General features: G+C 72.9%; 19 protein-coding genes. 6 read left to right on the top strand and 13 right to left on the bottom strand.

Annotated elements, in window-relative coordinates:
• Positions 1-39: 39 nt before the first annotated feature.
• A complete protein-coding gene (locus tag ACFC1R_RS23010; RefSeq protein WP_375941427.1) occupies positions 40-714 on the bottom strand; it encodes a lysophospholipid acyltransferase family protein in 675 nt (224 codons plus the stop codon).
• Positions 715-1,193: 479 nt separating this feature from the next.
• Here ACFC1R_RS23010 and ACFC1R_RS23015 point away from each other — a divergent pair, with 479 nt between their 5' ends.
• On the top strand, positions 1,194-1,757 hold the full coding sequence (locus ACFC1R_RS23015; protein ID WP_375941428.1) for a HutD family protein: 564 nt from the start codon (positions 1,194-1,196) through the stop codon (positions 1,755-1,757).
• Between the two features lie 138 nt (positions 1,758-1,895).
• On the opposite strand, the gene ACFC1R_RS23020 is transcribed toward ACFC1R_RS23015, so the two are convergent.
• From ACFC1R_RS23020 to ACFC1R_RS23035, 4 genes are all read right to left on the bottom strand, one after another.
• Positions 1,896-2,978: an IS110 family transposase gene (locus tag ACFC1R_RS23020; RefSeq protein ID WP_375941430.1), complete on the bottom strand. Its 1,083-nt coding sequence runs from the start codon at positions 2,976-2,978 to the stop codon at positions 1,896-1,898.
• A gap of 225 nt (positions 2,979-3,203) precedes the next feature.
• Positions 3,204-3,959: a DapH/DapD/GlmU-related protein gene (locus ACFC1R_RS23025; protein WP_375941432.1), complete on the bottom strand. Its 756-nt coding sequence runs from the start codon at positions 3,957-3,959 to the stop codon at positions 3,204-3,206.
• Positions 3,960-4,295: 336 nt separating this feature from the next.
• A complete protein-coding gene (locus tag ACFC1R_RS23030) occupies positions 4,296-5,060 on the bottom strand; it encodes an enoyl-CoA hydratase family protein (protein WP_375941434.1) in 765 nt (254 codons plus the stop codon).
• Positions 5,061-5,739: 679 nt separating this feature from the next.
• On the bottom strand, positions 5,740-6,972 hold the full coding sequence (locus ACFC1R_RS23035; protein ID WP_375941436.1) for a geranylgeranyl reductase family protein: 1,233 nt from the start codon (positions 6,970-6,972) through the stop codon (positions 5,740-5,742).
• A 132-nt stretch (positions 6,973-7,104) separates the two neighbouring features.
• Here ACFC1R_RS23035 and ACFC1R_RS23040 point away from each other — a divergent pair, with 132 nt between their 5' ends.
• Positions 7,105-8,469: a dipeptidase gene (locus ACFC1R_RS23040; RefSeq protein ID WP_375941438.1), complete on the top strand. Its 1,365-nt coding sequence runs from the start codon at positions 7,105-7,107 to the stop codon at positions 8,467-8,469.
• Positions 8,470-8,680: 211 nt separating this feature from the next.
• On the opposite strand, the gene ACFC1R_RS23045 is transcribed toward ACFC1R_RS23040, so the two are convergent.
• From ACFC1R_RS23045 to ACFC1R_RS23080, 8 genes are all read right to left on the bottom strand, one after another.
• Positions 8,681-9,619: a hypothetical protein gene (locus ACFC1R_RS23045; RefSeq protein ID WP_375941440.1), complete on the bottom strand. Its 939-nt coding sequence runs from the start codon at positions 9,617-9,619 to the stop codon at positions 8,681-8,683.
• Positions 9,620-9,832: 213 nt separating this feature from the next.
• Positions 9,833-10,939 (bottom strand): LuxR C-terminal-related transcriptional regulator, encoded by a 1,107-nt coding sequence (locus tag ACFC1R_RS23050; RefSeq protein ID WP_375941441.1) that lies wholly within the window; start codon positions 10,937-10,939, stop codon positions 9,833-9,835.
• 51 nt (positions 10,940-10,990) lie between these two features.
• Positions 10,991-11,803, bottom strand: coding sequence for a DUF4184 family protein (locus ACFC1R_RS23055; protein ID WP_375941443.1), 813 nt, complete (start codon positions 11,801-11,803; stop codon positions 10,991-10,993).
• Positions 11,804-12,056: 253 nt separating this feature from the next.
• Positions 12,057-13,115 (bottom strand): NUDIX domain-containing protein, encoded by a 1,059-nt coding sequence (locus tag ACFC1R_RS23060; RefSeq protein WP_375941445.1) that lies wholly within the window; start codon positions 13,113-13,115, stop codon positions 12,057-12,059.
• Between the two features lie 347 nt (positions 13,116-13,462).
• Positions 13,463-14,908 carry an acyl-CoA synthetase gene (locus ACFC1R_RS23065; RefSeq protein WP_375941447.1) on the bottom strand — a complete coding sequence of 482 codons (1,446 nt, stop codon included), beginning with the start codon at positions 14,906-14,908 and terminating at the stop codon, positions 13,463-13,465.
• 193 nt (positions 14,909-15,101) lie between these two features.
• Positions 15,102-16,064 carry an electron transfer flavoprotein subunit alpha/FixB family protein gene (locus ACFC1R_RS23070; RefSeq protein WP_045305730.1) on the bottom strand — a complete coding sequence of 321 codons (963 nt, stop codon included), beginning with the start codon at positions 16,062-16,064 and terminating at the stop codon, positions 15,102-15,104.
• Positions 16,065-16,141: 77 nt separating this feature from the next.
• Entirely contained in the window at positions 16,142-16,927 is a 786-nt protein-coding gene (locus ACFC1R_RS23075) for an electron transfer flavoprotein subunit beta/FixA family protein (RefSeq protein WP_375941449.1), read from the bottom strand.
• Between the two features lie 440 nt (positions 16,928-17,367).
• The gene (locus ACFC1R_RS23080; protein ID WP_375941451.1) at positions 17,368-17,703 is read right to left on the bottom strand and encodes a TlpA family protein disulfide reductase; all 336 of its coding nucleotides are present in this window, start codon (positions 17,701-17,703) and stop codon (positions 17,368-17,370) included.
• 424 nt (positions 17,704-18,127) lie between these two features.
• Here ACFC1R_RS23080 and ACFC1R_RS23085 point away from each other — a divergent pair, with 424 nt between their 5' ends.
• The 4 genes from ACFC1R_RS23085 to ACFC1R_RS23100 all read left to right on the top strand — a co-directional run bounded on the left by ACFC1R_RS23085 (position 18,128) and on the right by ACFC1R_RS23100 (position 21,922).
• Entirely contained in the window at positions 18,128-18,895 is a 768-nt protein-coding gene (locus ACFC1R_RS23085; protein ID WP_375941453.1) for a lysophospholipid acyltransferase family protein, read from the top strand.
• Between the two features lie 662 nt (positions 18,896-19,557).
• Positions 19,558-20,184, top strand: a complete 627-nt coding sequence (locus tag ACFC1R_RS23090) for a DUF6230 family protein (protein ID WP_375941455.1) — start codon at positions 19,558-19,560, stop codon at positions 20,182-20,184.
• A gap of 265 nt (positions 20,185-20,449) precedes the next feature.
• Positions 20,450-20,959, top strand: coding sequence for a DUF6114 domain-containing protein (locus ACFC1R_RS23095; RefSeq protein ID WP_375941457.1), 510 nt, complete (start codon positions 20,450-20,452; stop codon positions 20,957-20,959).
• A 558-nt stretch (positions 20,960-21,517) separates the two neighbouring features.
• Positions 21,518-21,922, top strand: a complete 405-nt coding sequence (locus ACFC1R_RS23100; protein ID WP_375941458.1) for a hypothetical protein — start codon at positions 21,518-21,520, stop codon at positions 21,920-21,922.
• Positions 21,923-22,073: the final 151 nt, after the last annotated feature.

Raw genomic sequence — 22,073 nt, forward strand, 5'->3', positions numbered from 1 at the left:
CGGCCTGGTCAGTCCGGCCGGCCATGCCGACCAGGCCGTTCACGTCGGAGGGGAACCGCCGGCGGCGGCCGCGCGGCCGAGCTGCCGGGCGGCGGTGCGCCATGCGGCCGTGACGGCGGCGTGGGCGGCGGCAGTCGCGGTGGCGACGTCGCCGGTCAGGTGCACCGGCTCACCGACGTGAACATGCAGGTCGGGGCGGCGGAGCGGAGCGGTGAGCAGACCTGCGACCTGCTTGGACGAGCTGCCGGAGCTCAGGCGCCGCGCGCCGCACTGACCGAGCGGGACGACGGGGGCACCGCTCGCCTCGGCGAGCCTGGCGAGCCCGCTGCGGAAGGGGCCGGGAGCAAGGTCGCCGGCGTCCCTTCGCCGCGGCAGACCTCCCTCGCCGTAGACGAGGACCAGGTGTCCGGCCGCCAGGGCCGCCGCCGCGCCGTCGAGGGCCGCGGCGGCCCGGTGCGTACGGCGGTGGACGGGGATGTGCCCGCCGTTCCGGAGTGCGCGGCCCAGCAGCGGGATCCGCCAGAGCCCGGCGGTGGCCATGACCACCGGTTCGACTCCCAGGCCGTGCAGGGCTGCCAGCACGACGGCCGGATCCGCGAGCGAGGTGTGGTTGGCCGCGATGATGCTGCCGGGGGCGAGTGGCCCGTCACCGTCGATGGTGACCGTCAGGTTGCCGAGGAGGGGCGCCAGGGTGGAGGCGATTCGGCTGAGCATCTGCGTCCGTTCCTTCGGGCCGATGGTGCTGTGGCGCCTGCCATCCTCCCGGCACGGGCCCGGCGCGCACCTGAGTAGGGGTACTCAACTCGCCTCCGGGGTCCGGCCGTAGACATGGCCGACCGGCGTACAGCCACCCGGTTTGCAGTCGTCCGGGTTCGACCGTCCGGCGCCGACCGTGTGGAGCGAGGACGGCCGGGTGATGCCGCCGAGGCACGGCCGCCGGTTCACCGGACCGCCACCGGACGTCCGCCTGCTGCGGATCACGGGCAGCCGCGCGTTCGCCCCCGAAGATCAGTCGGCCCGAATTCGCCTGTGCGGTAGGGGAGTTCACCCGCTGACCCACCACGTCCCCGGGGCGTCCCGCCCGATCGGATCCGGCCGCGGGGGCGGCACCGGCCCGCTGCTGTGAGAGGCTCACCAACAGCACAGCGATCAGGACAGCGCACGAAGCACGACCGGCAAGGACGGAGCAGGCGATGACGGTCCAGGTGATGCGAGCCGACGGACGGGCCGCGACGCCGTGGCTGAACGGCGGCGGAGTGACCCGTGAGGTGGCCGGGTTCCCGACAGGCGCGGGGCTGACCGAGTTCGTGTGGCGGGTGAGCCTCGCCGACGTCGCCCAGGGCGGACCGTTCTCCCGCTTCGAGGGCGTGGACCGGATCATCACCGTGGTCGAGGGTGCGGGAATGGCCCTGACGGTGTCCGGTACCGAGCACCGCATCGCGCAGCCGTACCGCCCGTTCGCCTTTCCCGGCGAGGCGGAGACCGGGTGCCGGCTGCTCGACGGGCCCGTGGTCGACTTCAACGTGATGACCCGGCGCGGGCGCGCCACGGCCGAGGTCGAGATCGCCGACTTCCAGCGCGCGGTGCGCGTGCCGCCGTCCGCCGTCGTCCTGCTGGTCTGCCTCGCCGGGACCGCCGAGCTCGGCTCCGCCGACGTCCGGCTCGGCCGCTACGACGCCGCTCTGCTGGACGGGGGCGAGGATCTGCTGCGGGTCGACGGCGTCACGGCCGTGGTGACGATCCGCCACGCGGCCTGACAGCCGTCGGCGTCCGCCACGTTTCCGCCCGGCCGACCTCTCGGATCGGTCAGCCGGGCCTGCGGCACCCCGTCCGGCCCGGGCGGGACGAGGCCGGGCCGCCCGTTCGGGCCGGACCGGGTGATGCTCTTATGGATGTCAAGCAGCGGTTGTGAGCTGCTTGGTGGTAGTGCTGCGTGTGGTGGTCAGGAGCTGGTAAATCTCGCGGGCAATGAACCGCTTGAGGCAGCGGATGATCTCCTTCTTCGAGAGGCCTTCCTTGGTCCTGCGCTGCATGTACTGCTTGGTGCGGTCGTCCCAGCGCAGTCGGCACAGGACGATGCGGTAGAGGGCTGCGTTGGCACCGCGGTCGCCGCCTCTGTTGAGGCGATGGCGGTGGTTGCGGCCGGAGGAGGCCGGCAGTGGTGCAACGGCGCAGAGCATGGCGAACGCGGCCTCCGAGCGCAGGCGCTCAGGGTTCTCTCCGGCGGTGACCAGAAGTTGTCCGGCGACGTCCGCGCCGACGCCGTTCAGGGCAAGCAGGGCCGGGGCGATCTCAGCGACCAGCGGGGCGATGATTCCGTCCAGCTCGTCGATCTCCTCGGTGAGCCGTTGGTAGCGACGGGCCAGGGTCCGCAGCGCGAGGCGGGCGGCGACGGTCGGCTCTCCGGCACGCTCGGCGTTGGGCCGCCAGGCGGAGCATGTGGCGATCAACTGCCGGTCGCCCATGTTCCGCACGGCCGCCCGCAGTTCCTCCGGAGCCGTGATGATCAGCGTCTTCATCTGCCGTGAGACGTCAGCGCGTTGACTCACTGCGCTGCGCCGCGCGACGCGTAGGCTCCGCAGGGCCTCCACCTGGCCATCGCGGTGCTTGGGTATGCCGGTGCGGCGCTGGGCGAGGGCTGCGCGGGCGGCCGCCTCGGCGTCGACCGGGTCGGACTTGCCCTGCCAGCGGCGGGCCTTGCGATCTGGGCGGTCGATCTCCACCACGCTCACGTCCTGCTCGCGCAGGTAGCGGGCGAGTCCGGCGCCGTAGGCCCCGGTGCCCTCCACTCCGACGAGCACAACAGCGCCGAAGGAGCGGAGCCAGGCCAGCAGCCGGCGGTAGCCGGCCGCGGTGGCCTCGAACTGCTCGGCTCCCAGCAGGCGCCCGGCCGAGTCGACGGCGGCCGCTGTGTGGGTGTCCTTGCGGGTGTCGACGCCGCCGGTGATCTCGCGGGCCTGCTCTGCGATGCTGGACATCGCCGTCCTCTCCAATGAACCGGGTGGGGCGGCAGCCACCGGTCCGGCGAGCGGACAGGACAGTGATGGGGCCTCTGGCCAGGCTCTTATGAAGTCACGCAAGCCGGACCGGTGGATGCTCACGAACGCCTCCCGGACGGGGCCGACAGATCCCGTTGAAGACCCCAAGGTCAGTCAGTTCTTGGGTCAGACCCCGCCGGAAGACGCTCATGAACATCCTCACTGTCAGTTCTGTTCGCCGGGGAGGCGGAGGTCCCAGCCGACCAGGGCACGGAGCTGCTCTGCGGTGATGCCCTCGGGGATGGGGTTGGGCGGCTCGTGGCGCAGCGGCGGCTGCCAGCCGTCGTCGGTGGTCCAGTTGCGGACGACCTTGGCCGGGGCACCCGCGACCACACTGCAGTCGGGGATCTCGCCGCGGACCACGGAACCGGCGGCGACCACCACGTTGCGACCGATCCGCGCACCGGGCAGGATCACGGCTCCCGTGCCGATCCAGGAGCCGGAGCCGATCTCGACCGGCTCGTTGCGCGGCCACTGCTTGCCGATGGGCAGCTCGGTGTCGTGGTACGAGTGCGCGGTGTCGGTGATGTAGACGTACGGGCCGGTCCACACGTCGTCGCCGAGCACGATCGACTGGTGGCCGACGATGTGGCTGCCCCGTCCGATCACACAGCCGCCGCCGAGCCGGACGATCGGGTCGGGGCCGAGGTCGAGCCCGGGGAGGAACCCGGCCGAGATGGTGACGCGTTCGCCGATGATGGAGAACGGCCCGATGGTGATCCACTGTTCGTTGAAGACGGCACCGAGCGGGAACGCCAGCTTCGTGCCGTCGCCCAGTTCGCGGAACCGGTACGGGCCCGGGTTGTCGTTGGAGACCGCGCCGACGCCCTGCACCCACTTCCAGCCCCGGTGCACCAGCCGGCCGACTGCGCGGCGGCCTCGGGAGCGGGCGGCGTTCAGGAGCGTACGGGCATTCGACATGCGCCCCACGCTAGCGGGCGCACGCCGAGGTCAGGACGGCGGAGGGACCAACATCACAACCGGGTCCCGACCGACCGTGCGGGCGCCCCGGGACGCGCGGACCTGCACGGGCGGCCCCGGGCCCGGTACGGACCCCGGGAACCCGATCATGCGCTCCGCGAGCGCGCGGGGGACCGTGCGAGCAGCCCTCGACGGACTGCCCGGTCTCTCGCACCGTCCCCCGTGCCACCAGCAGCACACGGCCACTGTGTCACGGTGTCGCCTGCCACCACGTCACGGTGTCGCCTGCCGCCACGCAACCACGCGACCGACAGCGCACGGCCGACCGCGAGCGGACTACTCGGCCCAGCGGGCCGGGCGACGCTCCAGGAAGGACCGCATCCCCTCCTGCGCCTCCGGCGAGCCGAACAGCCGCGCGGACTGGGCGACTCGCTCGTCCGCGTCCCGCTCGAAGGAGGCCACCACGTCCGCGTTGGTGAGGCGCTTGGACTCGGCCAGGCCCTGCGGCGATCCCAGCCGGATCGCGTCCAGCAGGACCTTGAGCGCCGCCTCGGGGTCCTCCGCGGCCTCGCTGATCAGGCCGATCCGGGCGGCCTCGGCGGCGTGGAAGACCTCACCCGTCAGGTAGTAGCGGGAGGCGGCACGCGGGTCCAGCTTGGGGCGCAGCGGCAGGGAGATCACGGCGGGCGCGAGCCCGAGCCGGACCTCCGTGAAGGCGAAGGTGGAGAGCGGCCCGGCGATGGCGATGTCGGCGGCGCCGAGCAGTCCCAGGCCGCCGGCCCGAGCGGCGCCGTTGACCACGGCGATCACCGGCTTGGGGCAGTCGATGACGGCTCGTTGGATGTCCACCAGGCCACGCGGGCCCACCGTGGGGTCGGCGCCGGTCGCCTCGGAGAGGTCCGCGCCCGCACAGAACACCTTGCCGGTGTGGCCGAGCACCACCGCCCGTACCGCAGGGTCGGCGGCCGCGTCCGCGAGTCCCTTGGAGAGTTCGGCCATCAGCCGGGTGGAGAGGGCGTTGCGGTTGTGCGGGGAGTCGAGCTCCAGGGTGGTGACGGCATCGGCGGTGGTGATACGGACGAGCGGTACTTCGCGGGTCATCGCGGCTGGGCCTGCTTTCCGGCTGAGGGGTGGTCGGACGGCGTGCAGTTCACTCCGGCGTGCCCCGGACGCCGCGGACGGCTGTCGGATGCACGCGACTTCACGGACGACCGGTGGATGCGGCCGCCCGGAACGAGACTCTGACACGACCACCCGTCCCGGAACCAGAGCCCCGGGCGAATCCGCTGGTCAGCGCCGCGCCCAGGTGCGGCGGCAGCCGACCTGCGCCCCGCCGTCCTCGCCGCACGGCCCCAAGGACCTCACCGGCCTCACCACCGGCCTCACCACGGGCCGGGACCAGGCGCAGCCGCTCGGTGCCGAGCCGACCGGACCGGCCGCCGACCGCGCCGGGCGCGACGGCGGCAGGCGGCAGGCGGCAGGCGGCAGGCGACGGAGGACGGACAGCGCCAGTTGGCCCAACTCCCCCGTTTTCCGGACCTGTTGACGCACTGGCCCAGTCCTCCTGCGGTGCCCGGGAGGCTCCCCCGAGGCACCCCTGTACGGCACCCCCGCATGTACGGCACCCCCGCACCAGACCGGCAGGACCATGATCGACCGGCCCGAACGGCACCCTGATCACCGCACTCGACAACGGCCTGAAGCAGGCCGGACGGTGGGCCGGGGCCCGAAGCTCCCGGCCCACCCGTCCCCCGGGTCGGCGAACACCGGCCCGGCGCCCTCAGCGTCCGGCGAAGGAGGCCAGCTTGCGCGCGGCGCGGTGGTCCCGCATCACCTGGGCGAACGTGGTGTGCCCCTGGGTGGTCCTGGCGAAGGCCCGCCAGGCCGGGCTGATCAGGCAGACCGCCGCGTGGAAGAGGTGCGGCCGCCGCTCGAAGGCGTTCAGCATCACCTTCCCGGCCCGCATCTCCACCCCGAGACCGGCCTTGATGGCGAAGGCGTAGTTGAGCGCCTGCCGCCGCACGCCGGTCGTACCGTCCGCCTCGGCGACCTTGACCGCCCACTCGCCCGCCAGTCGGCCCGAACGCAGCGCGTACGAGATGCCTTCGCGGGTCCACGGCTCCAGCAGCCCGGCCGCGTCGCCCGCGACCAGCACCCGGCCGCGCGAGAGCGGCGAGTCCTCGGCCCGGCACCGGGTCAGGTGCCCGGACTCGATGCTCGGGGTGAACCCGGCCAGGCCCAACTGCCGGATGTACTCGGCCAGGTACTGCTTGGTGCCCTCACCGTCGCCGCGCGCCGAGATGACGCCGACGGTCAGCGTGCCCGAGTCGGTCTTCGGGAAGACCCAGCCGTACGAACCGGGCAGCGGGCCCCAGTCGAGGTGGATCTTCCCGGCCCAGTACTCGGAGACCGACTCCGGCACCGGGATCTCGGCCTCCAGGCCCAGGTCGATCTGGTCGAAGGTGACCCCGACGTGCCGGCCGATCCGGCTGGCGCTACCGTCCGCGCCGACCACCGCACGGGCCTCGATGCGCCGGCCGTCGGTGGTGGTGACGAACGCCGTGCGCGCCCCCTCCTCCTGCTCCACGCCGCTGATGGTCACTCCGGTGACCAGCACCGCCCCGGCCTGCTCGGCGGCCTGCACCAGACGCAGGTCGAACTCGTCCCGGTTGACCAGGCCGAACAGCATCCGCTTCGAGCGGCGGGTCCGGGCGAACCGGCCACTCAGCGCGAAGGTGACGGCGTGGATCCGGTCCTGCAGCGGCAGCTTGAAGTCCGGCGGGAGGCTGTCCCTGGACGGCCCGATGATGCCGCCGCCACAGGTCTTGTAGCGCGGGTGCTCGGCCTTGTCGAGGAGCAGCACCCGGCGGCCCTGCGCGGCTGCGGCGTACGCGGCGGAGGACCCGGCCGGCCCTGCGCCGACCACCACCACGTCCCACACACCGTCCAGCGGATCGGGCTCGGCGGGGGTGTCGATACGGTCCTGGTCGTGGGAGCTACCGGAGTCAGTCACGGGCAGCAATTCTAGTGTGCGCACCGGACCCGCCGATCCATCAGGTCCGGGCCTGTGAGCTGCTGCACCCGGCCCGACCTATGATCGACGGACCCCCACAGACCGTCCCCGAACAACCCCTCGGAGAAGTTGATGACCCAGCAGCCCCTGGCAGCGGCCGTCCGTTCCCTGATGCCGCGCGCCAAGGCCGACCTCACCGAGCTGGTGGCCTTCCGCTCGGTCGCCGACCCGCGCCAGTTCCCGGTGGAGGAGTGCGAGCGGGCGGCCCGCTGGGTCGCCGACGCCTTCGCCGCCGAGGGCCTGACGGGCATCCGGCTGCTCGACACCCCGGACGGCACCCAGTCCGTCTACGCCGAGCTGCCGGGACCGGCGGGCGCCCCGACCGTCCTGCTGTACTCGCACTACGACGTGCAGCCCCCGCTGGACGAGACCGCCTGGCAGAGCCCCGCGTTCGAGCTGACCGAGCGCGACAGCCGCTGGTACGGGCGCGGCGCGGCCGACTGCAAGGGCAACATCCTGATGCACCTGACCGCCCTGCGCGCGCTGCGCGAGGTGGAGGGCGGCTTCCCGGTCGGTCTGAAGGTGATCGTCGAGGGCTCGGAGGAGCAGGGCACCGGCGGTCTGGAGCGCTACGCCGAGCAGCACCCCGAGCTGCTCACCGCCGACGTCATCGTGATCGGCGACACCGGCAACTTCGCCCCCGGCCTGCCCACCGTGACCGCCTCGCTGCGCGGGATGACGGTGGTCGAGATCGCCGTCGACACGCTGCCAGGCAACCTGCACTCGGGCGCCTTCGGCGGCGCCGCTCCGGACGCGCTGCAGGCGCTGATCCGGGTCCTGTCGACGCTGCACGACGAGCACGGCGACGTCGCGGTGGCCGGGCTGGCGGCCGACCAGACCTGGACCGGCGTCGCGTACCCGGAGGAGCAGTTCCGCTCCGACGCCAAGGTGCTGGACGGCGTCTCGCTGACCGGCACGGGCACGGTCGCGGACCGGCTCTGGGCCCGCCCCTCGGTGACCGTCCTGGGCATCGACGCTCCCCCGGTGGTCGGTGCGACCTCCTCGGTGCAGGCCACCGCCAAGGCCAGCGTCAGCCTGCGGATCCCGCCGAGCATGGACCTGAAGGAGGCCCAGGACGCCCTGGTCGCCCACCTGGAGGCCGCGGTCCCGTTCGGCGCCCGCGCCACGGTGAGCCGGATCAGCGGTGGTGAGGCGTTCAGCGCCGACACCACCGGACCGGCGTACGACGCGATGGGCTCGGCGATGCGCGAGGCCTTCGGCGTCGACATGGTCGCCTCCGGCGAGGGTGGCTCGATCCCGCTCTGCAACACGTTGCGCACCCTCTACCCGCAGGCCGAGATCATCCTGATCGGCGTCGAGGACCCGACCACCCAGATCCACGCCGTCAACGAGAGCGTGGACCCGCAGGAGCTGGAGCGGATGGCCCTCACCGAGGCGCTGTTCCTGCGCAACTACGCCGGCCGCTCGGCCTCGTAACCCCCGACCGGCTCGGCCTCCCGGCCGGCACGGCGGGCCGGACAGCACAGTGGGCCAGCCGGCACGGCGGGCCGGACAGCGCAGTGGGCCGGTACGGAGGGGCACCCTGATCGCCTCCGTACCGGCCCTGCTCGGATGCCGTACCCGACCCGACCGGTCCCCGCAGACCCCCCGTGCGGTCTGCGGGGACCGGTGGGTCACCGCCCGTGCCTCAGCTCCAGGGGTTGGCCGGCTGGTCGTTGATCGCGGTCCAGAACCGGACCCCGGTCGGCAGGCTGCCCGCGGCCCAGAAGGACCAGCCCTCGCCGTCGTGGAACTCGGCCATCCGCCAACCGCTGCCGAAGCTCCCCGCGCAGATCCCGTCCGCCCGGGCCCGGCTGCTCAGCAGCGAGCCCTGGACCGGCGCGGTCGCCCTGACCTGCCCGCGGGCCCAGCTGTGGAAGCCGCCGGCCGGGATCCCGGCCGGCGCCGGACGGCCGTCCTGGTTCAGGCAGAGCAGCGGGAGGGACGCGGAGGCGCTGGTGTCACCGCCGTAGGGGTTGCTCGCCGCGTCGTAGCCGACGTGCACGTTGTCGCCGCGCTGTTCGAGATTGGCCCAGGTCATCCCCGGGTGCCCGCCCAGCCCGAGGGCCGCGAACGCCGGCTTGCCGATGTTCCACTCCTGGTAGGCGCCGTCGTTGCAGCCGAAGAGGTAGATCTTCCAACCGCCGAAGTTCTTCCTGGTGTTGTCCATGCACTGACCGGTCGACACGCTCTTCAGTCGCACCCCGACCAGGTCCCAGAGCGGTGTCGGCCCGGCCTGGAAGGGCGTGACGACCCACTGCTGGGAGGTGGAGCCGGTGCCGCAGCCGAAGTTGCCGACGCCGCCGTCGAAGGCGGTGAGGCAGTAGCGCGGATCGGCCCCGGCACTGATGGTGAAGAAGCCCGGGTAGCCGGCGACCGGCTTGAACAGCCACTTGCCCGGGTGGTGGGCGTCGTCGCAGGGGGTCAGGTCGGACCAGTCGTTCAGACCCCCGGTCGGACAGCGGTCGGACGCCTGGTTGTACAGAACCGTGGCCACCGGATCCGCCGAGGCGGCTCCGGGGGTCACCACCAGCGCGGCCAGGGCCAGCGCGAGGCCAATGACCAGCCGTTTGACGAACGACGGCATAGTTCTCCTCCAGAGACGGGAAAGCCGGGAACTCGGCTGTCGGGCGGTCGGTTCGCATGCGCCGCGCTCGAAGCCACCGGCATCCTGTCACCGCCGGATCGGCGTCCGACATCCCAGAAGTCTGGGATTTCCGACTGCGGGCGCCGGCCGTACCACCACGGCCGCACCACCACGCCACCATGGCCGTACCACCACGCCACCACGGCCGCACCGTCAGCCCGGCGGCAGATCCACGGTGTCGAGATGACTCGCCATCAGCAGCGCGACGAGGGCTCGGCGGCTGCGCACCCCGGTCTTGTCGAAGATCTTCTTCAGATGGTCCTGGACCGTCGCCTCACTGAGTGAGAGCCGCCGCGCCAGCGTCCTGGTGCTGTCACCGCGCACGGCCCCGAGCGCGACCTCCTGCTCCCGTGCGGTCAGCCCGTGCGCCATCAGTGCGACGGGAAGGTTCTGGGCGGGCGAGGCGGGAGTCGCCACGATGGCGATCTGCCCGTCGGCCCTGCCCTCCAGGGCGGAGGCGTGCAGAATCACCCAACGCCCGCCCGGGGTGAGGATCCTGGCCTGTGCACCCGCCTGCCGACGGCCGACGGCCGATGCCCTGGCCAGCTCCGCGACGGCGGCCAGACCACTGGGCACGTCCCCGGCGAACCGATCGTCCCCGGTCAGTTCGGCGAGCAGCGCCTGCCCCTGCCGGTCCGCCGACACCAGCCCGCCGCCGGCGCTCAGGATGACCACGGCCGGAGCCGTCCACTCCGCCCCGTCGCCGCACCCGACGCCGTCCCCGGCCTGCGCCGGACGGTGCGAGTCCCGCAGCGCGGCGCCGACCAACCGGGCGGCCCGCGCCATCAGCTGGACGTCCCGAGCCCGGAACGGCCCCTGGCCCCGCTCCCGCATGAACGCAGCGGATCCCCAACGACCGCCCTGCACATCGAAGTTGACGCGTAACTCATCCACGTACCCCAGCTCCGCCAGCAAATCCCGGTAGCGGACGCTCCGCTCCGGCCGCCCGTGATTGGCCCGTACCACGCTCTGGGCCAGCAGCCCGGACTCCCTGATCGCCACGAACCGGGTGCTGTCCGCACTCCAGAACTCCAGGTACGCGGCCTGCTCGAACCCTCGCGCGTCGAGCCCCTCGGAGACCGTCGAGGTGAGGAAGCCCGTGACCGGATCCGCGCCGTGGAAGCAGCCGCCGTCGAACCCGAGCCCGCTCCGGAGCAGTCCGGTCAGCTCGCGGAACAGCTCCGCGACCGGCAGTCCGGCCGCCGACAGGTCGGCTATCTCGCCCAGGATTTTGCGTTCCACACCCAAACGGTTGACCATGACATGACTATAGGTGTCCGAACTCCCCGCCGCCTTCCGCCACTTGGCGGGTCAGCAACCCTCGCGGCGCCGGGCCAGCAGCCGTACCGCCAGCGCATGACCCGTGGCTGCGGCGACGAGTCCGGCACCGGCGCCGAAGCAGGCCTCGTCGAGCGTGGTCCGCCCCCGGCGGCGCAGGAGGCGGTGCGCCACGCCGAAGGCCGCGCCGAGACCGAGAGCGGCGACCCCGGCCCCACGGACGGCCGACGGCGCCCCCTGCCCCGGTGCACCCTGTCCGCGTGGACCCTGCCCCGGTGCACCCTGCCCAGGTGCCTGCGCCCGGGCGCGCTCGGCGGCCAGCAACGCGACCGTGTACCGGACGACCTCGGCCAGCGCCAGCACCGAACCGCCGTACTGCAGGACGTCGTACAGCGGTACCCCGGCGACCCGCCGCGTCAGCACCGGGAACGCCCGCACACCCGCCCGCCCCTCGTGCGTCCAGGCGTCCCACCCGACGTGCGTCGCCGCGCCGATCCCCGCCGACACCGCGAACCAGCCGACCGCCCGGTCGGCGCCTCCCGCGGTGACGGTCTCAGCGGCCGCCGCCCACGTCCCGGGGAGCAGCGACACCAGCGGCTCCCGCAGCAGCCGGTGCCACCCGGCCGCCAGGCCGCCCGCGACCAGCACGTCGACCGTCGGCACCGCCCACCACCGGTGCGTGAGCTCCCCGAAGCGGTACGTCCCACGCAGCAGCGACTCGGCGTAGAACGGCACGTCCGGCGCCAGCGCCCCGGCCACCAGCCCGGTGGCCGGCAACGGCCCCCGGCCCCGCCCACCGCGCAGCAGCGGCAGGACGGCGGCGGGATGGCTCAGCGTGAACGGCACACACCCATCTTCGGCACAGGACCGGCCACGCACGACCCCACGGCCCCAGCGCGAGCGTCGAACCGTGCGCTCTCGCGGGCGCCGGGAGCCGTGTACCCCTCCGCTGGGGCGGGCCGCCGTACGCCCCTGTGAGCGCGGGGAGCCGTGCGGAGCGCTCTCCACCTCTGTGCCGCGCCGGGCGCGCGGCTCCCCGTCGAAGCGGTTCCCCGCCCCCGGTTCTGTCGCTGCCCTGCCCCTGCCGACGGGCGGGACGTCACCCGGCGGCGGCCGCCCCCGCCGCAGCCGGGAGTCCCGCCTCCAGATAGCGGAGTTCACCGCGTTCGCGGGCGTCCAGAGCGGCGGCGAGCCGGCGCAGGCGGCCGGCCGGGAGCAGACCGGCGGCCTCGTCCAGGGTGACGAAGCGCCAGCCGCGCAGCTCCTCGGGCGGGAGGCGCAGCGCCTTGCAGGCCTCGGCGTCCAGGCGTCCGCCGTCGTAGACCAGCCGCAGCCCGCCCCGGCGCGGACCGGTGCGCGGCTCCCAGTCGACCGCGAGCAGGCGCAGCGCGGGCGCCTCCAGGCGCAGGCCCAGTTCCTCGACGGTCTCCCGCAGCGCTGCGTCCGTGGGCGCCTCGCCGCGTTCGACGACCCCGCCCGGGAACTCCCAGGAGGGCTTGTAGACCGGGTCGACCAGCAGGACCCGGTCCTGTTCGTCGAAGAGCAGGACCGCGGCTGCCACGGTGTCCCCGGTGCTGTCGGCGCTCTGCACGATGGGGCAGCGCGCGACACCGTCCTTGACCAGCTCGGCCAGCCGTTCGGCGGTCTGGCGCGGCGTGAGCTCACCGGAGTCGATCAGCCGGGCGTCGCGGCTGAGCCAGCGTCTGGCGCTCCGGTACTGGGCGAGGTGCTCCAGGCACCAGGTACGGACCCGGGCGCTCGCCTCGGGGTCACCGGGGCACTCCTCCCGTCGGGCGATCCACTCCTGCAGGATCGTTTCCTCAGGGTCCAGGACGAAGTGGTGCACGGCCAGCCCGCGGGCGGCGAGCGCACCGAATATCTCGTCCCGGTAGTCCTCCCTGAGCAGGGTCATCGGCACCACCAGCGGCCCCTCGACCTCGCTCAGCAGGGCGGCCGCGACCTCGGGCACCAGGCGTCGCCAGGACGGCAGGTCCTGGTAGTCGGCGACCGTGGCCATCCGGTCCACGGGCAGCATCCGGCGCAGTCCGGCTCCGACCAGTTCCGGGTCGTACAGCACGCTCCCGGGCAGCAACTCGACCAGCTCGCGGCAGGCACTCGTCTTGCCCGCCCCGAATGTGCCATTGACCCAGACGATCACAGCGTCCCCTGCCCTCGGCGCAGCCCGATACCGTCCGCACCGGGCGGCGCGGTCCGTACTCTCCTGGCCACGCGCCAATCGTGGTGGTACCCGCGCCGGGGCCCCGGCCATGCCTGGGCCTCCGGAGCACCGTCAGTTCCCGGCCGTGCGGCACATGTCCGCCGCACCGTCCGGCCGGTGCCGCCACGGCGGTCCGCCGCGCGGGAGTGCAGGGGCGCGGGCGGCGACCGGTCCGGTCGTCCCGGTCCGAGCGCGCGCAGTCCGACCGTTCCCGGTTCGATCATCCAGGTCCGACCGTCCCGGTCCGCTCATGTGCCCGGCGGCCCCGTCGGCCGGCGCAGCGGAACTCACGCCCGATCGAGCAGCTGCTTCTTGAGCACCTTGCCCATCGCGTTGCGCGGCAGCTCGTCGACCAGCACCACTCGGCGGGGCCGCTTGTGCACCGAGAGCCGCTCCGCGACGAAGGCGGTCAGCTGTTCGCCCGTCACCTCGCCCTCGGCGATCACATAGGCGACGACGGCCTGGCCCAGGTCCGCGTCGGGCACGCCGACCACGGCGGCGTCGGCCACGGCTGGGTGGTCGCGCAGGGCCGACTCGACCTCACCTGCGCCGATCCGGTATCCGCCGCTCTTGATCAGGTCGACCGAGGCGCGGCCGACGATCCGGTGGAAGCCGTCCGGCCCGATCACGGCGACGTCCCCGGTGCGGAACCAGCCGTCGGCCGTCCAGGACTCGGCGTTGGCGTCCGGCCGGTTCAGGTAGCCGGCGAACAGCGTCGGACCGGACAGCTGAAGCTCTCCGACCGTCTCTCCGTCGTGAGGGACGGGCGCCCCGTCCTCGCCGACCAGCCGGGTGCGCACCCCCTCGACCGGCAGGCCGACGCTGCCCGGCCGGCGCTCGCCGTCGGCCCTGGTGCTCACCGTGATCAGCGTCTCCGTCATCCCGTACCGCTCGATCGGGGCCTGGCCGGTGAGGGCCGCCAGCCGCTCGAAGACCGGCACCGGCAGCGGCGCGCTGCCCGAGACCAGCAGCCGGGCGCCGCTCAGTGCCTGCGCCGAGGACTCGTCCGCGGCCACCCGCGACCAGACGGTCGGCACGCCGAAGTACAGGCTGCCGCGCGCCCCGGCGTACGCCCCGGGCGTCGGACGGCCGGTGTGCACCAGCTTGCTCCCGGTCCGCAGCGCACCGAGGACGCCGAGGACCAGTCCGTGCACGTGGAACAGCGGCAGACCGTGCACCAGGGTGTCCTCGGCGGTCCACTGCCAGGCGGCGGCAAGCGCGTCCAGGTCCGCGGCGACGGCGGAGCGCGGGATCAGCGCCCCCTTGGGCGCGCCAGTGGTACCCGAGGTGTAGAGCACGAAGGCCGTACGCTCCGGCGCAGGCTCCGGGTACGCGCCCCCAGCGCCTCCCGGGGCGCCCGGCGATCCCCCGGAGAGCGCCGCACGCCCCGTCAGTTCGACCGGCAGCGCCTCGACCCCGTCCCGGGCCTCCTCCCCCGGCCGGACGGCCAGCAGCGCGGCGCCCGAGTCCCGCAGGATGTGCTCGCGCTCCTTGGGCCCCGAGTCGGGCGGCAGCGGCACCACCGGCACGCCCGCCAGCAGCCCGCCCACCACGGCGGTGACCGTCTCGGCGGTCGGCCGGGCGAGTACCGCCAGCGCCGGAGCACCGGCCACCCGGCCGGCCAGAGCCGTCGCGGCGTTCAGCAGCTGCTCGCGCGACATCGCGTGCCCGTCGATCACCAACGCGTCGGCAGCGTCGCCGAATCCGCCCTCAAGTGCCGTCAGCAGTCTCATGTCCCGGACTCTACGCCGCGCCCTGCCGCACCGACCGGGCAACCTCCCGGCACCGCTTCCCGACAGCTGCCGGGCGGCTCCCCGGCAGTTCCTCGGCAACGCCTCGGCAGCCCCGAAGGGCGCGGCAACGCCGAAGGGCGCGGCCCCGGTGTCCCGGAAACCACGCCCTTCGAACCGTCCGACCGGCCGGAGCTCAGCCCTTGCGGGCCTTCACCTCGGCGGTGAGCTGCGGCAGCACGGTGAACAGGTCACCGACCACGCCGTAGTCGACCAGCTCGAAGATCGGCGCCTCGGGGTCCTTGTTGATGGCGACGATGGTCTTCGAGGTCTGCATACCGGCACGGTGCTGGATCGCGCCGGAGATGCCCGCCGCGACGTACAGCTGCGGCGAGACCTGCTTGCCGGTCTGGCCGACCTGGTTGGTGTGCGGGTACCAGCCGGCGTCGACGGCGGCACGCGAGGCGCCGACGGCGGCACCGAGCGAGTCGGCCAGCTCCTCGACCACGCCGAAGCCCTCGGCGGCACCGACACCACGGCCACCGGAGACCACGATCGCGGCCTCGGTCAGCTCCGGGCGGCCCGAGGACACGCGCGGGGTGCGGGAGACGACCTTGGCCGCCTTGCCGGTGAACTCGACGGCGACGTTCTCGACCGCGCCGGCGGCCGGGGCGGCCTCGGGGCTGGTGGAGTTCGGCTTGACGGTGATGACCGGGGTGCCGTGCGACACCTTGGACTTCACCTGGAACGAGGCGGCGAAGACCGACTGGGTCGCGACCGGACCGCCGTCACCGGCCTCCAGGTCGACGGCGTCGGTGATGATGCCGGACTCGAGGCGCAGCGCCACGCGGGCCGCCACCTCCTTGCCCTCACCGGACGAGGTGACCAGCACCGCAGCCGCGCCGGCGGCCTTGGCGATCTGGGTCAGCGCGTCCACCTTGGGGACGACCAGCTGGTCGGCGAACTCGGCGCCGTCGGCGACGTACACCTTGGCCGCGCCGAACTCGCCCGCCTTCGCGGCGATGTCGGCGGCGGCGGAACCGGCACCGAGGACGACCGCCGAGGGCTCGCCGATGCGGCGGGCCAGGGTCAGCAGCTCCAGGGCCGGCTTGCGGACCACACCGTCGGCGTGGTCGACGAGGACGAGAATCTCACCCATCGCTCAATGTCTCCTGTATCTCCGGACCGCCCGTCACTTCCATTGTGGGCAGTCACCACGTCAATGGGTCAGATGGATCAGATGAACTTCTGCTCGGCGAGGTAGGCAGCGAGCTGCTTGCCACCCTCGCCCTCGTCCTTGACGACGGTGCCGGCGGTGCGGGCCGGGCGGGCCGTGATGGTCTCCACGGCCGTCCAGGCGCCACCGAGGCCGACCTCGTCCGCCTCGATGCCGAGGTCGTCCAGGTCGTACTCCTGGACCGGCTTCTTCTTGGCGGCCATGATGCCCTTGAAGGAGGGGTAGCGCGCCTCGCCCGACTGGTCGGTCACCGAGATCACGGCGGGCAGCTCGGCCTCGAGCTGCTCGGTGGCGGCGTCGCCGTCGCGGCGGCCCTTGACGGTGTTGCCCTCCAGCGAGACCTCGGAGAGCAGGGTGGCCTGCGGCAGGCCCAGGCGCTCGGCCAGCAGGGCCGGCAGGACGCCCATGGTGCCGTCGGTGGAGGCCATGCCGCAGACGACCAGGTCGTACTCGGTCTTCTCCAGCGCCTTGGCGATGATCGCCGAGGTGCCGATCACGTCGGTGCCGTGGATGTCCTCGTCGTTGACGTGGACGGCCTTGTCGGCGCCCATCGAGAGGGCCTTGCGCAGGGCGTCCTTGGCGTCGTCCGGGCCCACGGTCAGGACGGTCACCTCGGCGTCGCCGTGGGCCTCGGCGATCCGGAGCGCCTGCTCCACGCCGTACTCGTCCAGCTCCGAAAGGAGGCCGTCGACGCCCTCCCGGTCGGTGGTGGTGTCGTCCTCGAAGCGACGGTCACCGGTCGCGTCGGGCACGTACTTCACACAGACAACGATCCTCAAGCTCACGGCCTGTCTCCTGTACTGGTCTCGTCCGGCGGCTGCGGCTGTGCAAGTGGGCTGTGGACACTCTCCAGACCCACTCCGGGCAGCGGTTATAGCTGTGCCCGTCCGGAACTCCTGGCAGCATACTCGCCAGTAGCTTAGCCGTCACTACTGGCCAGTAGCTTAGTGCTGCCGGACCCCGGCCGAGCGCCCCGCTCCCCCCGAAGCGCGCTGGCCGGGAGGGGTGCGGGACGGCTGCACTGCCGTCTGGGCCCATCCTGCCCCAGGCCGGGCCGTGCTCCACCTGACTGCGCAGCAGATCCACTGTGAGATTGAACGGTCTTGACAAGATTCACCTGGCCGGGTGGTCCCCGCGCGGCGCCCCCGAAGCATCCCGGTCCGGCGGCCCGCAGCGCCGCCGCCCGGCCTCCAGCCCGGCCCCGGACAGCCGCTCAGACCATCGCTCAGATCGCCGCTCCCAGCGCCGCTATCACGTCCGCCCGGCGCGGCTGACCGGCGGCCCGGCGCACCACGGACCCGCCGGCGTCCAGGACCAGGACGGTCGGGGTCCGCAGGATCTCCAGCCGCCGCACCAGTTCGAGGCGCTCCTCGGCGTCGATCTCCACGTGCGCCACACCGGCCACCATCCCCGCGATCTCCGCCAGGACCCGCCGGGTCGCCCGGCAGGGCTGGCAGAACGCCGTCGAGAACTGGACCAGCGTCGCCCTCTCCCCCAGCTCCTGCCCCAGCTCGTCCGACGACAGCCGCACGGCCACGTCCTCCGCCCGCCGCTGCAACACCTTCAGCCTCCCGTCGCGCCCGGCCCGCGGCAGCCCTGCGCGCCGTCACGAGCACAGCGCCGCACACCGCCCGGTCATCACCCCAGTGTGCGACCTGCCACCACCCGGCCGCCGACCACCCCACCAGCCACCCCCGCGGACCGCAACTCCGGACCGCAACCCTCGACGCCGCCCGGCCGCTCGCCGCAACGGACCACCTCGCGCCGACGGAGCGGACCTCAACGTGTTCCGGCATGTTCAAGACGCCCCGGAGTGCGGCATTCGTCACCTCCGGACGTGCTCAGATGACAGAGGGCGCCCCTTCGGGGGATTATCTCCGTGTATCACCCGTGGCCGCCGCGGCGTGCCGCTGCTCCTGTCGGCCACCACCCACGCCCCGGGTACCACCGGACCGGGCGGCAGCCCGTGGGAAGTAGGGCTGACCATGGCAGAGTTCGTGTACCCGCCGGTGATCGGAACGGCGCTCACCGTCTTCCGGGCACTCGACCTCCGGATCAGGATCGAAGGCGCCGAGCACATCCCTTCCGAGGGCGGCGCGGTCCTGGTCAGCAATCACATCAGCTACCTGGACTTCCTCTTCGCCGGCATGGGCGCCTACAAGGGCGGCAAGCGCAAGACCCGCTTCATGGCCAAGGACGAGGTCTTCCGGCACGGCGTCTCCGGTCCGCTGATGCGGGGCATGAAGCACATCCCCGTGGACCGCACCGACGGCCAGCCCGCGTACGAGGCCGCGGTCAAGGCCCTCAAGGACGGCGAGGTCGTCGGGGTGTTCCCCGAGGCCACCATCAGCCGCTCCTTCATGCTGAAGAAGTTCAAGACCGGCGCGGCGCGGATGGCCGCCGACGCCGGCGCCCCGCTGCTCCCGGTGGTGCTCTGGGGCACCCAGCAGCTGTGGACCAAGGGCCGCCCGAAGACCCTGACGAAGCGTCACGTCCCCGTCACCATCATGATCGGCGAGCCCATCGAGCTCACCGCCCAGGACAAGCCGGTCATGGTCACCCGCCGTCTGCGGGCCACCATGTCCGAGATGCTCGACCACGCCCAGCGCGAGTACCCCGGCAAGCCCAGCGGCCCCGACGACACCTGGTGGCTCCCCGCCCACCTCGGCGGCACCGCACCCACCCTGGAGGTCGCCGAGGCCGAGGACGAGGCCGAGGCCACTGCCAGGGCGGAGCGGCGCGCGCAGGGCTGACCTGACGGCGAAGTCCGGTGCCGGCGCCTTCCGAGGCCCCGGCACCGGATCGGACCGTGCCCACACCCGCCCTGTCCCGCACCCCCGAACCTCCAGGCCCCCGTACCTCCAGGCCGCGCGCCCCGCGCCACCACTGCGCCCCTCGGCCTGCGGTCCGCCGTCCGGCCCCCGGCACCCGGCACCCGGCACCCGGCACCCGCTGACGGGCGTCCTGCCGCGGAAAGCTGCAAGAGGGAAATTCCGAGCCCCCTGCTTACCGACGGCCGCAGTCCTCGACCTTTTGCCGAACATCTCCGGACCCGGCAGAAGCCGCTGGACGAACCCGCCGGTACCCGGCCCCGTGGGCCGATTGAGTGGCATGGCGGAACCCCGCGGCGCCAGACTTGCACGGTGCCTGCACGTGTCCCATGCTCGACCGTGTCGGCCCGGCCGATGGCCCGCTGACCTCGGCCGGAAGGCGCCAGATGCCGTGGTCACCCGGCGCTGACCGTCCGGTGCCGTGGCAGAAGAGGGAAAGCCCTCACCGGCGACCTCCCTACTCTCCGGTCCCCAGCCGTTTCCCGAGCGCCCGGCCGCCGAAATACCTGTCCAGCCATTCCGCCGCCATACCCGGCCACGGGATGAGGCCGACCAGCCGACGGTGCAGAGGGAGAGCGAACGGTATGCCACGCAGCAGCGGCAGAACCCGATGGAAGCGCTTCGCCGTCGTGCTGACACCGGGCATCGCCGCAACCGCACTTCTCGCTCTCGGAATGGCCCGAGGGGCGTTCGCCGCCTCCTTCTTCATCTCCAACGAGAAGTTCAAGCTGTCCGCGAAGTCCCTCATCGGTGAGGGACTGAGCCAGTACGGCATGGTCGACGTGGCGAGGGACGGCACCCACGTCCCGGTCGCGGTCACCGGGTTCAGGTCCGCACGGATCGACGGGCTGTGCCAGTCCGTGGTCATCCCGATCCCGGTTCTCGGCCCCTTCACGCTCAGGCTCACCGGCGGCGACCGGGGAACTGCGGCCGAGGCACGGGAGTTCTTCATCGACACCACGCTCCTCGAGGCCGATGACGCGACCATCCACAACATCGACATCGGCATCGCGGCGGGCTCCCTCACGAGCGGCCAGGTCAGCCCGGGTGACCGCACCTCACCGCTCTTCGACCCCAACGGCATCGCGATCCAGAGCACGACGGTTACTCTGAGAAATCTCCGCAGCACCGCGGTGGCCGCCTCGGCCGGCACCATCAACCTGCCCAACATGGTCATCTCGCTCATGGCCGGTCGGGACGAGTGCTTCTGATCCGCCCGGAGCTCCCGGCCCCGGCGTTCCCCGAAGCCGGCCCTACGGATCAGCGGTTCAGGCCCGGCTGTTCAGACCCCGCTGTTCGGGTCCGCCGTTCAGACCCGGCTGTTCGGACCGGCCTGAAGCGAGCCGGCGACTCCGCCCCGGCCGAGTGCCACTCGCGCCGGGCGGAGACCGCCGCTCCGCCCAACTTCCCCGCACCTTCCCGCCTGCCAGCCGCCTGTCCGCCCGTCCGTCCGTCCGTCCGCCAGGGAGCTGTCACGTGCCGAACCCGACCACGCGTGCCGAGTCCGACCTGCGTCATGGATTCGCGGGAGCGCGGCAGTCGTTCCGCGCCTGGCGCGGTAGTCGCCCCTTCTGGGCCGGGCTGCTGACACTCGCAGCGGGTTTCCCGATCCTGTACTTCGCCTTCACCCACATCACGTTGGGCGGCATCACCCTGGCGCTTTCCACCACGGCCGGCGCCGGGTCGCTGGTCATCGGCGTTCTGCTCATGGTGCTGGGCGTCACGATGTGGCTCCAGCAGCAGGTCCGGATCTTCGCCGGGATCTCCGCGACGCTGCTCTCCCTGGTGTCCTTTCCGCTCGCGAACTTCGGTGGCTTCCTGCTGGGCCTGTTCTCCGGGCTCGTCGGCGGCGCCCTCGCCTGCGCGTGGGCTCCCCCGGACGCCGATCCGAGGGCCCCCGCCGAGGACCGGATCGCCGGGCCGGGAGCCGGAGCACGGAGAGCCGCACTCACGGACCCCGCGGGCGGGAGCCTCGGTGCGGAGTAACGGCGTCCGAACGGACGAGCCCGGCACCGCGACGACCACGCGGTACCCGTACGGCCGCCCGCACCGAGTGCCACGGCCGTCCTCGGGGGACCAACAACAGCGTCCGGTCCCCCGCCGCGGCAGGGTACTCGCACTGACCGCGCTGCCGACCGCCCTCCTCGTGGCCACCGTTGCCGTGCCCCGGGCATCCTCCGCAGTCGATCGTCCGGCCCCGTCCGGCGTCCTCGCGTCCTCCGCAGCCTCCGTCGACCGGCCGACCAGCACGCCTTGTGGGTCGACCTCCGTCATGCCGTCCCCGCGAATCCCCACTGCCGCACAGACAGGCTCGGCCCGAACCCGGACCACCTCGGCTCCATCCGGTGGCTCCGCCCCGGACCCCGCGTGCAGGACGCCCCAGCCCAGCGACGAACCGTCGGAGAAACCCGGCCCGGGTTCCCGCCTCAGTCCCGCTCCTGCTGACGACCAGGCGCTCACCACGCGACCGGCCCGCTGACGTCAGGCCCGGAGTGGACGCTGACCTCACGCAGAATCGTTCTCCACGACGGTGTCTTCAAGGGCGTGGTCACCCTGGAGACCGTCTCCGGGCCCGAACGCGTGCTGCGGTTCACCGCCCGGACCATGGACATCGACGACCTCGACCTGGCGACCGAGCGCGGTGGAGCGACCTGGCATCTCCTGGCCGCTCCCGGCAGCACCTCCACCGTGGCGGGTGCCCCGATGACGCTCTACGCGGAGGAGCTGTCCGGCACCATCACCGATCTCGGGGACCGCCCGCTCCCTCCGGGCCGTACCGCGACGATCACCCCTGACGCCGTTCCGCCGTGGCTCCGCGATCCGGTCGGCTCAACCCCCGGAACGGGCATCCGAACGCTGGCCATTGAGGACGTGACGCTCAGCCGGACTCGTCTGGTGAACGGCGATCTGAACATTCCTGGCCTGCATCTGCGAGCGGTGCGAGGCTGACCCGGGCTCGACCGCACCGGACCGAACCGGGTCCGGAAAGGGTCCGGAAATGCGGAAAAGCCCCTCCCCGGTCTCCCGGGAAGGGGCTTTCTCCAAAATTTGTTCGGCGGCGTCCTACTCTCCCACAGGGTCCCCCCTGCAGTACCATCGG

This window comes from Kitasatospora sp. NPDC056138 (genome assembly GCF_042264695.1).
Classification (GTDB): Bacteria; Actinomycetota; Actinomycetes; order Streptomycetales; family Streptomycetaceae; genus Kitasatospora.